Source organism: Planococcus sp. TJ-201 (assembly GCF_058268495.1).
Map to the genome: position 1 here is coordinate 938397 of NZ_JBZDOG010000001.1, position 15958 is coordinate 954354.

Genomic DNA, 15958 nt, shown 5'->3' on the forward strand with positions numbered 1-15958 from the left:
CCTCCTAGTTTTTAGAATCGCCAAGCACGTATACATCAAAACCGGCAGCTTCCCATTTCGCGCGGTCTACACAATTCTTCGTGTCCACTACCACTTTGTTTTTCATGGATGTGAGCGTTGCAGGATCCAAATCTTTGAATGCCTGATGGTCGGTCAAAATAATCAACGCAGATGCATCAGTAAGAGCTTGTTCCGGATCTTGAGTTTGTTCGGCAATATTATTCACTTTGATATGCGGGTCATACGCTGTTACGTTCAAGTTTCGATGGACAAACTGCTCCACCACTTCCACTGAAGGGCTTTCGCGCATATCGTCGATGTTGCCTTTGAACGCTAATCCGAAGATGGCGATTTTTGGATCGGTGATTCCTTTTGCCTTTAGGATGTCCGCTGTCAATTGAGCGGTATACGAAGGCATGCCATCGTTCGTCTGGCGGGCCAAATGAATAATCTTTGATTTCTCAGGATCCAGTTCAACTAGGAACCATGGGTCCACAGCGATGCAGTGTCCACCGACTCCAGGACCTGGTGTATGGATATTCACGCGCGGGTGATAGTTTGCTAATTTAATGGCTTCCCAAATGTTGACACCGATGTTTTGTGCAATCATCGCCAGTTCATTGGCGAAAGCGATGTTGACATCTCTATACGTATTTTCCATAACTTTTACCAGTTCAGCAGTAGTCGTGTCGGTTTCGTGCATTTGGCCTTTGACAAATGACTTGTACAGTTCGGATGTAACGCGAGCAGACTCTTCATTGATTCCGCCGATAATGCGATCATTCGACACCAATTCCGTAAACACTTTGCCCGGTATTACGCGTTCCGGGGAGTGGGAAACGAATAAATCTGTACCAATTTCAAGGCCAGACTGAATCAATTCAGGAATCATAATATTTTCTACCGTTTTTGGCGGCACAGTCGATTCAAGCACGACCAAATTTCCTTTTTTCAAAAATGGAACAATTGAAGCCGTTGCTTGTCGAACATATTCCAGTTCCGCTGTTTTATCCGCGTTGATTGGCGAAGGAACCGCAATAATGAAGACATCTGCTTCTGCCGGTTTGGTGTCGACTGTTAAAGCACCGTTGTCGATGGCCATTTCCAAGCGTTCGAGTAATCCATTTTCTTCTATATGAAGTTCTTTATTTCCGATCATGTTAACTGTTTTTTCATTGATATCCACACCATGGACTTGATGGCCATGATTGGCAAACATAACCGCTGTCGGCAAACCGATATAGCCCAGACCGACAACACAGATAGACTTCTTCATTTTTATATTAGCTCCTTTAGCGTGATCGTAGTACTTTCATTAAAAAAATGGGTAAGTTTAGTTGGCGTTTGATGCGGGATGGGCTGGCCATCAATCGGTACAGCCACTCAATTCCAAGTTTACGGAAAACTAGCGGGGCCCGTTTGACAGTTCCGGAAAACACATCAAAGCTGCCCCCTACCCCTTGGAATACTTGGACGTTTTTGAGGCGTCCCATGTTCCGTTGAATCCACAATTCCTGCTTGGGACTGCCCAGTGCCACAAAAATGATTTTGGCACCACTGTTATTTATGCGTTCGATTAACGCTTCTTCGTTTTTTTCATAGCCATTGGTATGCCCCGCTACCAGTATGCCGGGGTTGGTTTGTCGGATGTTGCTGATGGCTTTTGCGACGACTTCTTCTTTTGCACCATAAAAATAAACTGGATGTTTTTCGTGTGTGGCAAATTCCAGTAGCTTGGCCATCATGTCAACGCCCGTGACACGCGATGTGATTTTGCCGCCTTTTATTTTTGCGGCAAGCAAAATGCCAATGCCATCGGCTATTTGGTACGTAGACGCGTTGATCAGTTCTTTTACTTTCGGATCCCGTTCAGCAGCAATGACTTTTTCAGGATTGACTGCAATTATCGTAGACTGCTCGCCACTCGCGATGCGCAATCGTAAATCATCTATTATGCCTTCATATGACAAAGGTGAAACATTCACCCCTAAATAGCTTTCTTTCATCATTAGAACCCTCTATTCACTAGCTTTCAATTTTAATAGTATAGCAGATTTCAACAGTAGTTGCATAGGCTGTTTAACAAGTGATAGAATTTAGCAAGGACAAGGCTTACGAGCTTTAGTTTGAGGAGGAAAAAGTGTGAAAATAGTACTATCCGGTTTTTATGGCTTGGGAAATACCGGCGATGAAGCCATCTTGAAAGCAATTATTGATAACTTGCGAGCAGAATTAACTGACCCTGAGATTACCGTGTTTTCTCTGTCACCTGATCAAACCGCCAAAGAATATGGCGTGAAGTCCGTTTACCGGGCATGGAGACGTGAAAACAAAGAAAAAATAAAAGCGTTGCGCAATGCAGATTTGATGATTTCCGGCGGAGGCGGCTTGCTTCAGGATACATACCCAACGAAGTTTTTGTTTGGTCCCCTTCCATATTATCTGTTGATCGTCATGCTTGCGAAGATTTGTGGCACAAAAGTGATGTTCTTTTCACAAGGCATCGGTCCTGTCACCTCGACCTGGGGCAAAATTTTGATGAAACTGTTCGCCAATCGGGCTGATTTCATCACTGTCCGCGATCAATACTCAAAAGATTACCTTAAACAGCTGGGTGTGACACGTCCCGAAACAGTGGTGACGGCAGATATCGTTTTTGCTTTTAAAGCAGACGAAGAAGATCGCGCTTATGAATCGCTGCCTTTAACGGGAGACGAGAAAATTGTCGCGGTCACGATCCGTCCGTGGTTCAGCCATCCGGACTATATCGAAAAAACGGCTCATTTGCTCGATCAACTGATTGAACAGCGCGGCGTGACTCCTGTTTTCGTTCCAATGGAAGGAAAATACGATGTCCCTGCCTCAAAAGAGGTCATGGCGAAGATGAAGCATTCCGATAAAACCTATTTATTGGGTTCAGATTTTACGCCGAATGAGTTTTTGAATTTTATTCGCCACGCAGAGCTGACCGTCGGCTTGCGCTTGCACGCTTTGATCTTCTCTGCCTTGTCTAACGTACCGCATCTCGGGTTCAGCTACGACAAAAAAGTGGAAAGCTTTTTGAAACGTTCAGGCATGTGGGACTATTCTTTCCGTCTGGGAGAAATAGATGAAACCAAACTGCTTTCCAATGCGTTATACCTACTGGACAACAAAGCACAGGCACAACAAGTGATGGAACCAAACGTAGCCAAGCTTCATGCTGAAGCGATGCGCAATATCGAGCTGCTGCAAGAAAATTTTGTGAAATAAGTGTTACAGGAAGGAAATCGTAAATGAAAATATTATTGGCGACCACCTATGATTACCCCCACCTCGGTGGATTATCGACACATATGACAACCTTAAAGACCGGCCTCGAAAACTTGGGGCATACAGTCGAAACTTTATCTTTTTCCGACGTGCCAAAATGGCGCCGGGATTTTATTGCCAGAGGCCCTTCTTTCCTATTGAATAAAGCTTCACTCGGAGCGGGTTATGTCTGGACTTTGAATCGCCGCCAGGAATTTCTTGAACAGATTTTGAAAGACGACAAATATAAATCTTTTGATATTGTCAACGGCCAGGACGTTTTCGCAACACGCGCTTCTCTTAACGTCGGACTGCCAACCGTTACGACAACTCACGGCTATTTGACGTTTGAAGGCATCTCCAAAGGATCTGTCGCTGAGGGCAGCAAGCACGCACAGAAATTATTGGATGTGGAATACAGCATGTACCAAAAAACACGTGCTGTCATTACCGTCGATACCCGAATCAAAGAGTATATTAAGCGCGAAGCGGGCGTAGAAGCTTCGATGATCAAAAACTTTATCGATGTGGAAGATTTCAAACCGGAACTGGAGCGCCGAGCCGAATTCCGGACAAAGTACGATATTTCACAGGATGAGCTCATTTTCTTTATTCCCCGCAGGTTAACGAAGAAAAATGGGGTTATTTATCCGATTTTGGCATTCCCGCCAGTATTGGAAAAATACCCGAACGCCCGCCTGGTTTTTGCCGGAACTGGTGAAATGATGGACGAAATGAAAGCAAAAGCAAAAGAGCTTGGCATTGAAAACAATGTCACCATGCTTGGAGCAGTTGCCCATAAAGACATGATCCAGTATTACGCATTGAGTGATATAGCATTAGTTCCTTCCATCTACTCTGCCGGCGTAGAAGAAGCCACTTCCATTTCCGCACTGGAGGCGATGGGATCGGGCATTCCATTGATTGCCTGTGCAGTAGGCGGCTTAAAGGAAATCGTCGATCACAATAAAGACGGCCTTCTCGTAGAAGAAAAAAATGTGGAACAGCTGTCGGATGCCATGATTCGTTTACTGGCAAATCCTGAAGAAGGCGAAAAGCTGGCGAAAGCGGCCCGCACAAAAATTATCGAGCAGTATTCGCATTTTGCTGCTGCCGAAAAATACGAAAAGATTTACCAAGACGCGCTGACAAAAAGTTGAGTATCCAAAGAAAAGTGGCTGGCTCACGAGTTGAGCCAGCCGCTTTTTGATGAGAAAGAAGTGAATTCATGTCCAGTCTTAAAAAAGCGGCCATTTGGACCACTGGCCTGGCGCTGCTATTAAAACTATCGGGTCTGCTGCGTGAATCCATTGTCGCCCGGGAATTTGGGGCTTCAGCAGAAACCGATGGCTATTTTCTGGCTTTTTCCTTTATTACACTAGTGGTAGCCATGATCGCCACTGGATTTAATAACGTCTTCCTGCCGCTCTATATTAAACGCAAGCAAAGCAATATGGACTCCGGTGACGGCAATGCCAATGCCTTGTTGAACTGGACAATGCTGTTGTTTATCGGCGTATCGCTTGCCGGATGGTCACTGGCCAGCTGGCTGGTGCCGCTCATCTACGGCAACATGCTGCCGGAAACTGAAGTGATTGCGATCCAAATGACCGAAGTCTTCTTTATCTTCATGACATTTATTGCACTGGCAGGGCTGTTGGAATCTTATCTTCAATCGCGCCGCATTTTTGTTCCAACACTCGTTTCAAAATTGCTTGCCACGTTCATGTCCGCGCTTTTTGCCTTGTTGTTCAGTGACATCTGGGGCATTTATGCGTTGGCTTATGGATTTGTGACAGGCACTATCGTTGGTGCGATTATCCAATTGTATTATTTGCACAAATCAAATTACAAATGGCAGCCCACCTTGAAAATGGAATCTGATTTCCGTAAAGCCTTTGTGATTCTCATCATCCCTTCCCTGCTGAATTCGGTCGTGGGGCAAGTGAATTTATTTGTCAACAAAGCTTTTGCATCCGGTACGATCGAAGCGGCTGTTTCCTATTTAAATAACGCTTCCTTGATCATCAGCATTCCGAATGCTATTTATGCAGCTACATTGGCAGCCATTATTTTTACATTAATGTCAGAGCAGGCAACTGATAAAGCAAAATTCAAAGATACCTTGTTTTTGGGAATGGAGATTTCGTTTGTCACGCTTGTGCCGATTTCTGTCGGATTGCTGGTAGTCGGAGATGCGATCATTTCTTTCATTTATGAAGGAGGCGCCTTTACTGCACAGGATGCCGATTATACGTATATGGCGTTGCTGTTTTATCTGCCAATCATTATTTTTCAGGGCATGCAGCTCATGCTTTCGAAATCGATGTATGCCCGCGGAAAAACCGCAATCGTTTTTCGCATCAGCGTCACGACCATCGTCCTTAACTTCTTGCTGAACTGGTTCCTGGTAGATGACTATGGCTATTTGGCTTTGGCTTTCGCCGCGTCTATTGTCTCGGTTTATTATTTCACGCTATCCATGATTGTCGTCTACAAAGATCTGGGCATGCAGGAATTTAAACGATTTTTATCGATGGCCGTCCGCGTCATTGTTCCCGCTGCTGCGATGGGGCTCTCGGTCTGGGGAGCCAAAATTGCCTTCTCCGCTACTGAGTGGCCACCCCTCCTTCAGCTGGCAGTCCTTGTTCCTATTGGCGTTGTTGTTTATGCCGTACTGCTCAGATTTATGCACCCAGCCGGATTCCGGCGCTTTATGGGATTAATCAAACGCAAAAAGAAAGGGTGATGATGTGTTTAAGAAAGTGATATGGGGAGCAGGCATCTTCTTGCTGTCCGCGCTATTATTATTTATTCTTTTTATCTCCATCAAAGAGAACAATGAAATTTACCAGGGCGATGAATTGGCCGTGTCTATCGAATTGCCGGCATTATTTACTGTTTCTTCTATAGAAGTAACAGAACGAACGATGGAAAACACCCAGGATGTGAGCCACCGGGCAAACATCGAGTTATTCGGTTCAGAAATTGGCTTTATTGACATTACCGAACGAACATTGGGAAATGGGTCTAAGTTTCTTTTTGAGCGCTTGGAAAACAGCAGCTGGCTGTTTTTTCCAACTGCCATTACAGTAGATGGAATGGAAGATGCTGAATTTACCAGCTGGAATCCGTCCGTCGTCGAACACGACTACCATGACGTGTTCGGTGTCGATGAAACGGTCAATCCATTTGGCACCATAAAAGGCTCTAACCTTGAGCTTCTTCAAAGCAATGTGTATATTTCCAAAGAAATGGATGCCTTTTACGAAGATGGCACAAGCAGCCACCTGCGCGAACTTTCCACAGAAGTGCGTGAGTTGGAACTCTCAGGCGATTCCATTGTCAAAGAATTTTGGCTGAGACCCGTGCATCTTGCCGAATCATGGGCCATGTTGTCCGAGCGTCCCCTATTCTCTTCAGATGAATCTGAAGAAGAATGGATCGATCATTCCCTGCACAATCAAACCGTTCAATTGAATTGGCTGACCACAGATGGCCCTTACACTAAGCTGCCTTTCTCTATTGAGCCAAGCACCAAGATGGGGTACGGTCGTGCAATTGGCCGTTTTGAAGACGACGAAGCATTGCGCTGGAATGAAACAGACCCTTCCGCGTTCCACGAAACCATGATTTTAAATTCACGCGTCAATTTGCTTTACTATTTAGCAGAGTTTGACGGTTCCCGTTGGCCGACTGAATACACCAGCACATGGCTGAAAAATGCTTACGAAGTTACCGCTCCATACGTCGATACGCGTTACAACGAATATGTCGCTTTTTACTTGGATGAAACGGTCAAGCTTTACGATGACCAAATCGACCAGGACGAGATGGCAGTTGAAACGTATGCTGATTATTTATTAAGCCAAATTGAAGAAGAACAAACCTTGGAAACCGCCAGCGGTTTGCTGATTGTGGATTATTTTGATGAAGACGACAATACACCTTTGACTCACGCTTCTTTGAATCATGAGTTGGGGGGATTAAAGATTTTGCTGCAGGCATACGGCGATACTGGGGAAGATGAGTATTTGGAAGCCGCAGAGTTAGTGACCACCGGAATTGAAGAGTTTGGCCAGGAAGAAGGCGGTTGGATCCGTGAAAATGGAGACCTTTGGTACCAGGCACGCCCTGATGGCACCTTCAGTGGAGATGATTACCCTCAACTGACCTTGCTCGATTTGGTAGAGACACAAATATTGCTGGAAGAACTCGAAATGGAGCGAAATCCTTATTTTGATGACATGATTGACTCGAAACTCAGTTATTTAGAAGACGAGGGCATCGAATTGATTGAAAAAGTGACGAGTATTATGAACTAGGTGTTAAAGGATATTTTTGAAACAGTTATGATTGGGAAAGAAGAGAATTTTTCAACAAGCCGTGACTTTCTCAAACTTTTCGCGGGGTCTTTAGCTTTTGCTCGGCCACAGGAGTCTTCGCGGCCAGCCCGGTTGGAGCGTGTGGCTACAATTAAAGAGAGCAGCCTGCTCGTCAACTTCTAAGTTACACTAGTTCCGACAATCTTTTTCATCACTTCACGCAAGAATCCGGAGCGCAAGACGGCGAAGGGCATACATGTGCTCCTGCATCGCTGCGCTAGCTTCGTCGCAAAGAATTGGTCTCGCTAGTAGCTTTGACCAATGTCTTTCCTGCTGGAGCAGTGAAGCGACTTGAAGGAGACCCCGCAGGAGCTTGCGACGAGGAGGCTCAGCGCTTCGTCCGCGGAAAGCGTCCGTCTGGAGCGCAGGATTTTGTACAAATGAGATTTTATTCTTTGAGTCTTATAAATATTCTTTTGTCTACAAGTTTAAACAAGCAAAAGGCGCTTTGGAATTATCCAAAGCGCCTTTTGCTTGTTTTTGCAGCTATTAATTAATTAAATCAATTAAATCTGAGCGGACCCAGCCTACCCTGTTGTTTGTATCTGCATCAGGATTCAAGTCGGAAATGATCTGATACCAGATATGGCCGTCACTTGCTTGCTGAGAGCCTAAAATAACAACCGGATACCCAAAAGCGTTATTGACGCCGAGGTCTGCACGTTTGAATTGATACAAGATGGTCGGGCCATTTGGTGCATTTCTGACATTCGTAGACGCTGTATTGGTGATGCCCAATTTATGTTTGCCAATGTCTTTTTTGCCTAATTCCAAATCCGCACGGAACATATGCCCCGCAACTTTCGCTCCCCATGTTGGATCAGAGGCGTAGCTGACATTAAAGCCTGTCGTCTTGTTGCCTGGGCTTGCTCCATTTGCATAGCCACCAAGCGGATTTGCGTAATTGCGGTTCATGTACTCACGGGCGAAGGCATCAATACTTCCTTCGGGCTGTGAATAAACAGTGCCTTCATGTGGAGATCCGTCAAAAACGCGGATTCCAAACAAGTTGTTTTTCGTTTGTGCATTGCCGCTCATGCCATAAGCACTTTCATGCATCGCAGCGGATAGCATAAACAATGCATTGACATTATACTTGTTCTGCATTTCGATAAAGTATCTGCCTTTGCCAATTAGTTTTGATTTAGTAGCTGCATCTTTGTATGTCCCCGAAGTGGTCGTAACTTCTCTCAGTTTACTCATCACAAACTGATCCAGCTGCGCAGCGGTATAGTTGGTTTTAGTACGCACCGACTGATACTGGAAATATGGATAATGAACGAATTGAGTAACCCCAGCTCCGTTCGCAAAGTGGACGCCATCTTTGCTGTAATATTTCACTCCCGCCACCATTTCAGATGGTGCCGGACCGATAGAATGGCTGGCGCGGGATTTGCTGACATAATTGTATTGATGGTGTTCCAAAGTACCCCATTGATTTTTCAAGTAATAATCACGGTTTACAATCAACTCAGAAGGGACAAAATCCACTTCGCTGTGTTTGGCATATCCGATTGTTCCTCCTACTTGCACTTTTACAAACTCTGCGTTCGCATCAATGTATCGGAGCTCTCTGCCGTGTTCAATATAAGTCGCCTGTTTGGCAAATCCAGAATCATAGTAAACAGTTGTTACTTCTTTAACGCCACTGCCTGAAACCCGATTTGCAAACGCAAGTCCACTTTTAATACGGATGATTTCATCCCCTTTAAAAATTGCTCGAGCAGTTGGTACGTTCTTAAACGATTCAGCTGCCAATGAATATTCTTTGTGGCCGTACTGTTGTTTTACTAATACGCCATTTTCTACATATCCCAAGTAATATAAGGATCCATCACTTGGAACGTCTGGAAGAATCGGTGGTGCACTCGCTTTTTCATGAGCGAGAAGAAAGCGGTAAATGAAAGCTGCTGCCTGTTCGCGGCTTGCGATGTCTTTAGGTGCATAGTTTAATCCGCCATTTTCATTGGGAATGCCTGCAGTAATATCATAATGCATAACTGCAAATACTGCGCGAATTCCTCCTGATGACACAAAATCTTTCGCATCCGAAAATTCAACGCGCTGTTCTACTATGTCCATCCCTTGATACTCAAGAACATTTTTTAAAGTTTGAGCCATCTGTTCACGGGTAATGTTAGCTGCAGGGCGGAACGTGCTATCCGTCACACCGACCATCAACCCCGAACTGTATACAGCTCCAATTTCATTTGAAAGGCTTGAATTTTTTGGTACATCCTTAAACGGGTGTATTCCTGCCGGCAAATTCAATGCGCGATTGATAAATGCCGCAAACTGCTCGCGTGTCACACTTTCTGTCGGCTTGTATGTACCGTCTGTGTAACCCGTAAGTATTCCTCGTTTCACCATTTCTTTCATTTCTTTTTCCAATGCGCTGCCAGGAACAATATCCGTTGCTTCACTTGTTGTGGCAAAGCCAAAAGATGCGGATACTAATAAAAGGATAACTAAGAACTTGTTAATTGTTTTCATGTGGGCCCCCTGTAAATTCTGTTTGATTAGTATAAGCAGTGTAGGCTTATTTTCTTTCTTGTATCCGTCCATTAGTTCATTTGTTTCCAATAATATACTCTTTTATAAACAGTTTATAGTAAAAATATGTTTTAAAGAAGGTAAATATGGGAATAGTTTAAAATAAGCTCCTTGTGCCTAAACTAATTTTCAGTTACTTAAAATTAGACTTCTTACTCAGTACTTAATACCTATATAATGCATAAAAAAAGAACTTTCCAATACTGAATACGGAAAGTCCAATTTTATATAAATTACTTCGCTAACATCGAGCTATACAAAGCTGCCGCAAACTCAGAACGGTTGGCATTTTTAGTTTCGTAATATCTTGATGTTTGGAATACAGTGGTTTGATCAATCGCTTTTAATGTAATGATATGTTCATATGCCCAAAAACTTGGTGGAATATCCAGGTATTTGACAGAAGATGTTTTTGCTTGAGCCTGTCTTGTTTCCGACATTTTGAAAGCACGTTCAAGTATAACGGCTAATTGAGTTTTCGTAAGCGTATCGTCTACACCATACGCTCCATTTGTGTACCCTAAAATAATACCGGATTGATTCATTGCTGCGATATCATTTGCAAAACGGTGAGTGGTTGACACGTCACTAAACTTCACTGCACTTGATGGCTTTAAATTCAATACACGGTTGACCATTGCTGCTGCTTGTCCACGAGTAACGGATTCGTTAGGACGGAAATCCTGTTTCTCAAAACCATTGATGACACCAGAAACATTTAAGCTTTTAATCGCTTCATATGCAGGATGGCTAGCCGCAACATCTTTAAATTGGCCGTTAGTTACAGGAGGCAACGAAGCTTGTATAGGTGCAGCTACACTTTTAACTCCACTTAATCGTTTAGCTCCTGCATATTTTGGACCCCAGTAAGGATTGGTATTAATATTCGATATTGCTACGCCTTTGCTTTCAGCAGAGATCACGTTGCCATCTCCCAAGTAAATCCCCGTATGGGAAATGCCTGGCTTGTAAGTGTTGGCGAAAAATACCAAATCACCTTCTTGAAGATTGTTTTTTGAAACAGCTGTACCGACTGCAAATTGCTCGGCCGATGTACGGGGCAATGAAATGCCAAAGTTTTTGAAAACATGAAGAATATATCCTGAACAATCAAATCCCGCGGTTGTCGTTCCGCCAAATTTATAAGGTGTGCCTTTAAACTTTAGAGCATAACTGGCAATGTCGTCTGGTGCTGTAGCTTTAGCTTCAGTTGATAGGAAAGGACTGATTACTGAAAATAGTAGTACCATCATCATTATTAGCAATATGCGATTTTTCAAATTGTCACCTCTTATATTTTTTGGGGACCCAGGATGCTGATCAGGCACTGAATCATAAATTTTGTAATCTTAATCTAATTTTGATTTTAGCAGACAATTCTAACATATATTGTTACATTTACATTACAGTTGCGTAACAAGTTACTTTTATTTGTTTAATTATAACAATTAAAGGGTATTTAAATTTATTCTATTGAGTTTTGTATGCAGGTAGATGCAGGTAAGTATTTCTTCACTAAAAAAATACTCCACCAGTATAATTTAGGTGGAGTATCCAATGTGGAAATGTATCGGAATTAGTGAAGTCTTTTACTTGGTGATGCACCAGCTGTACTGTAGTACTGACCAAGATCTGTACGGCCTTGGTAATGGTAGTAATAATCCAGCGTTGCCAGGAAAAGTGCTCTTCCCATATTTTTGCGGTGAGCTTCTGATTTAATAAATTCAATATCAGTTGCACTGTCAATAAAACCTATTTCAACAAGAGATGCAGGAACTGTGTTTTGGCGAAGCACGGCAAAGTTCCCTTGTTTTACTCCACGGTTTGCCAGTGGCCAAGCTTCTTGCATACGAGCTTGCATATAGAGAGACAAAGCTCTTGATTGATTAACATTCGGGTTCACAGCAGACGTAGATCCATAATAAAAGGATTCTTGGCCATTTGCCGAATTGTTAAACGCATTCGCATGGATACTAACAAACACGTCGCCCCCGTTATTTTGGGCAAATTGTGCACGTTGAGTCAGGCTCGGGTAAGTATCACCCGTACGCGTCATTTTTACTTGAATTGGTGTCTTTGAAAAGTAAGACTTCATGTGATTGCTAATATTTAAGACTACATTTTTTTCTAAAAATCCAAAACCGCCGGCTCCAGGATCTGTCCCGCCATGGCCTGGATCAATAACTACTGTAATGTCTTTTCCAGCTGCTGGTGGAGGAGATGGCAATACCGCTGCCGGTTTAGCAGATTTTAAATATGATTTATCAACATACCCGATTAAATTATTGGACTTGATGTATGCCCAATTTCCAGTGTAACTTGCGACACTTACTGCTTGACCATGACTAATTTTCCCAATAACATTCGAAGGTGAATTGATGATTTGTGGTTTTGAACGAACATTTAACCCAGTCGAACCTACGCTTACATACTGCGTTGTTTTAAAAATAGAAGTATCTCCGCTTTTGATACGGAAATCTGTGTTTAGCGTTCTTGCCATGAATACAGCAAAATCAGAACGGACAATTGTTACATTCGCTCCAAAGTTCCCACTACTTATCCCTTGTGCAATGCCTTTATCCATAAGATTTTTAGCTGCGTTTGAAGAGGTAGCACCGCCAAGTTCCTTCACGAAAGCACGGTTGATTAATGTGGCCATTTCTCCACGATTTAGCTTGGCATCAGGGCGGAATGTGCCATCTCCATAGCCATTAATAACTTTCATGTTCACAAGTTGAACAATGTATCCAGAAGCCATATTTCCAGGACCCACATCTTTAAACGTTGTATTGCGCTTTGCGCCGTTCAAATTTAAAGCTCTACCGATCATGGCAGCGGCTTCTCCTCTTGTCACTTCTCTGTCAGGAACAAATCGAGTGTCTGAAACCCCATTGATAATCTTCTTATTTACTAAATACGATATTTCTTTCGCTGCCCGGTGGCTATCACCGACATCCTGAAAATTCACACTTGCTTTCACATGACTCATGGGAACTATTACCGATGCAATTAGTGCTATACATAACAAAATTATCCACTTTTTCAAACTCATTTGCCCCCTATATTCATTTCTTAATCCATACTTTAAACCATAAACTAGAGATATTCTATGTAACTATAAACCTATTTTTGGTATTTACGAATTAAAAGCGTTATACAAAGTCAGTCCAAATACCTATTTTTAATCTTTGCTTATACGTCAGTGTTTTGAATTTTATTAAAATTTCTTCATAAGTTAGTCTCCAAGAAATAAGGTTAAAACTGGATATTTCTTTAGTTTTTTGAAATTTTAAGCTTTGTAAATCAACTTATGCCAGTTATTTTAAAAAGATGTCTTTATACCCGCCTGTCTATTTCGTAAACATAAGTTTTTTGCAAATAAAAAAAACTTTGTCCTCTTTTTAAAAGAAGACAAAGCTTTTTTGTTAATCTGAGGTTATGGCTGGGTATTTATTTCTACAATGCGTCCTTCAGTTTCAGGAGTGATTGCACCAATCCGTTCTAACTCTTCCTGGAAATTGATCCAATCTGATATGCCTAAATCAATTGCGCGGCCTTCTGCATATGCTTGTGCCAGCACATCGTATCCGTCTCCACCTTTAGCGGTAAAGGCGTTTGTTGCTACTTTATACGTTTCACTGTCAACCAATTCTGTTTCAGTGCCTTCAGCATCTACAAATACAATAGAAGTAACTCTTGATCCCGTTGCTTTTGAAGCATCAAACTCAACTTTAGCGCCAGCCACGTGAAGGAATCCACCATTTTCGTTTGGATATTGCCCTACACTAATTTCAAATGCTTGTTTGATTTCACTTCCGGTTAAATCCATAGTGGCCAAGGTGTTGCCGAACGGCAATACAGCAATGATTTCTCCAACTGTAATTGGTCCCGCATCAATACCCGAACGGATGCCTCCACCATTTTGGAATGCCATGACTGTTTCTGGGCTATACTCTCTTGCTTTCGCCAACATGCCATCTGTGATGATATTTCCTAAAGCCGTCTCATTTTTCCGTACGCTGGTTCCAGTAGTGTTGCCTGTATCGCCCGTACGCGGGTTTACCAGAGCTTCTGCTGCAACAGCGGTTGTTTCTTCTTCTTCAATTTCTTTGACTCTTGTCATGTATGGCTCTAAAATTTCCAATGCCTCTGCGTCTTCAGCCTGCTCACTAACTTCAATTAGTTCGCCGCCGTAAGCATAGACTTCCCCATTTTCATCAAACTCTACATTCAAAGTTCCGAGGTTGTCGCCATATTGGCCAGTTTGAACAATAATCGTCGGCGCATCAAACTCGTTTACTAAAACGGGATCGCTTAGTTCCGTATGGGTATGCCCACCAACGATAACATCAATTCCTTCAACTGCTTTTGCCAATTCCTGATCGTTATCTATTGCTGCATTGTCATCAAACCCGATGTGTGTAAGAGCGACAACTTTATCGATTCCTAACTGTTCAAATTCAGCCACCATTTGTTCAGCTTCTTCAATATAATCTGAGAAGGTGATTTCGCCAGGGCTTGAAATGGCTTCTGTATCCTTAGTTGTTAAACCAAAGATTCCCACTTTTTCCCCATCAATTTCTTTTACGATACCAGAGTATATATTCCCTGAAGCCGTTTCAGTTGGAATCTTCTTCTGGAAAAGACCATCAAAAATTGGATCTTTTGAAAAATCAACGTTTGCAGAGACAAATGGAAATTCTGCTGCTTCAACAAATTCTTTTAAAGCCAAGTGTCCCTCTTCAGAAGAACCCAAATCAAATTCATGGTTACCAAAAGTCATTGCATCGTACTTCATCAAGTTCATAATTTTAAGATCTGGCTCTCCTGTAAATTCATTGAAGTATAATGTTCCCGAGAAGACATCTCCAGCATCCAGCAACAAAGCATCCGGATTTTCTTCACGAAAGTCTTTTACTGCTGTTACTCTTTTAGGAGCTGAATCTAAACGTGCATGCGTATCATTTGTGTGCATCAATGACATAGAAAACAACTCATTCTTTAAATCGTCTTTCGCACGGAAAATGAACAAAGCCATCTCTCCACGAGTAAGATTTTGCTCAGCACCAAATTGTTTTTCAGTTTTACCAACTGTAATTCCATTTTTCAACAATGCAGATACATATTTCGCAAAATTTGCATTTACATCAGTAAATTGTGTTTTCGTGACCTTATCATCTATTGTATATTCTGCTGCACTTGCTAAAATTTTGGCAAGTTCATTTCGTGTCAACAAATCTGTTGAACCAAAGCGTTTTTCAGTCTTTCCGTGTACAATGCCAGCCTGAACTAAAGCGTCTACTGCCCATTTAGCAGAGGCAGGAACATCTGTGAACCCAGAGTCTTTGAAATCCTGACTTGAATTGTATCCTATTGCACGCGCAATCATTACAGCCGCGTCTTGCCGCTTAATATTATCAGCTGTACCGTAATGTGTTTCAGAAACTCCATTCGTAATGCCATTTTCAACTAAAAAACTCACCGCTGCGGCGTACCGATCGGCAACATCCTCGAATTTCTTTGTATCAGCCGATACCGTTGAAACTGCTGAAGCTACCATTGTTACAGCGATAGCCGAAGCGATAAACTTTTTGTTATGCAAGACATTTGTCATGTGTTCTTTCCTCCTTAAGGATTATGTTTCTAATTGCTCTTTTACTTTACCAAACTAAATATAGTACAGCCATATAATTTACAAAAAAAACACACTATTATTACTATTTTCATTT

At 42.6% G+C, this 15958-nt stretch carries 10 protein-coding genes; 4 read left to right on the forward strand and 6 right to left on the reverse strand.

Annotated elements, in window-relative coordinates:
* Positions 1–4: 4 nt before the first annotated feature.
* Together AC4EG4_RS04780 and AC4EG4_RS04785 are read right to left on the reverse strand one after the other, a co-directional pair.
* On the reverse strand, positions 5–1276 hold the full coding sequence (locus tag AC4EG4_RS04780; protein ID WP_490987075.1) for a nucleotide sugar dehydrogenase: 1272 nt from the start codon (positions 1274–1276) through the stop codon (positions 5–7).
* A gap of 16 nt (positions 1277–1292) precedes the next feature.
* On the reverse strand, positions 1293–2009 hold the full coding sequence (locus tag AC4EG4_RS04785; RefSeq protein ID WP_490987076.1) for a WecB/TagA/CpsF family glycosyltransferase: 717 nt from the start codon (positions 2007–2009) through the stop codon (positions 1293–1295).
* 133 nt (positions 2010–2142) lie between these two features.
* Between AC4EG4_RS04785 and csaB the strand changes: the two genes are divergently transcribed.
* From csaB to AC4EG4_RS04805, 4 genes are all read left to right on the forward strand, one after another.
* A complete protein-coding gene (csaB, locus tag AC4EG4_RS04790; protein WP_490977436.1) occupies positions 2143–3252 on the forward strand; it encodes a polysaccharide pyruvyl transferase CsaB in 1110 nt (369 codons plus the stop codon).
* Between the two features lie 23 nt (positions 3253–3275).
* The gene (locus AC4EG4_RS04795; protein ID WP_490977435.1) at positions 3276–4451 is read left to right on the forward strand and encodes a glycosyltransferase family 4 protein; all 1176 of its coding nucleotides are present in this window, start codon (positions 3276–3278) and stop codon (positions 4449–4451) included.
* A gap of 68 nt (positions 4452–4519) precedes the next feature.
* Entirely contained in the window at positions 4520–6040 is a 1521-nt protein-coding gene (murJ, locus tag AC4EG4_RS04800; protein WP_490987077.1) for a murein biosynthesis integral membrane protein MurJ, read from the forward strand.
* A gap of 4 nt (positions 6041–6044) precedes the next feature.
* Positions 6045–7616, forward strand: coding sequence for a hypothetical protein (locus tag AC4EG4_RS04805; RefSeq protein ID WP_490987078.1), 1572 nt, complete (start codon positions 6045–6047; stop codon positions 7614–7616).
* A 549-nt stretch (positions 7617–8165) separates the two neighbouring features.
* On the opposite strand, the gene AC4EG4_RS04810 is transcribed toward AC4EG4_RS04805, so the two are convergent.
* The 4 genes from AC4EG4_RS04810 to AC4EG4_RS04825 all read right to left on the reverse strand — a co-directional run bounded on the left by AC4EG4_RS04810 (position 8166) and on the right by AC4EG4_RS04825 (position 15843).
* Positions 8166–10169, reverse strand: a complete 2004-nt coding sequence (locus AC4EG4_RS04810; protein ID WP_490987079.1) for an S-layer homology domain-containing protein — start codon at positions 10167–10169, stop codon at positions 8166–8168.
* A 293-nt stretch (positions 10170–10462) separates the two neighbouring features.
* Complete coding sequence (locus tag AC4EG4_RS04815; protein ID WP_490987080.1) at positions 10463–11509, reverse strand: C40 family peptidase; 1047 nt, start codon at positions 11507–11509, stop codon at positions 10463–10465.
* Positions 11510–11805: 296 nt separating this feature from the next.
* A complete protein-coding gene (locus AC4EG4_RS04820; RefSeq protein ID WP_490987081.1) occupies positions 11806–13275 on the reverse strand; it encodes an N-acetylmuramoyl-L-alanine amidase in 1470 nt (489 codons plus the stop codon).
* Between the two features lie 390 nt (positions 13276–13665).
* The gene (locus AC4EG4_RS04825) at positions 13666–15843 is read right to left on the reverse strand and encodes a 5'-nucleotidase C-terminal domain-containing protein (RefSeq protein ID WP_490987082.1); all 2178 of its coding nucleotides are present in this window, start codon (positions 15841–15843) and stop codon (positions 13666–13668) included.
* Positions 15844–15958 lie beyond the last annotated feature (115 nt).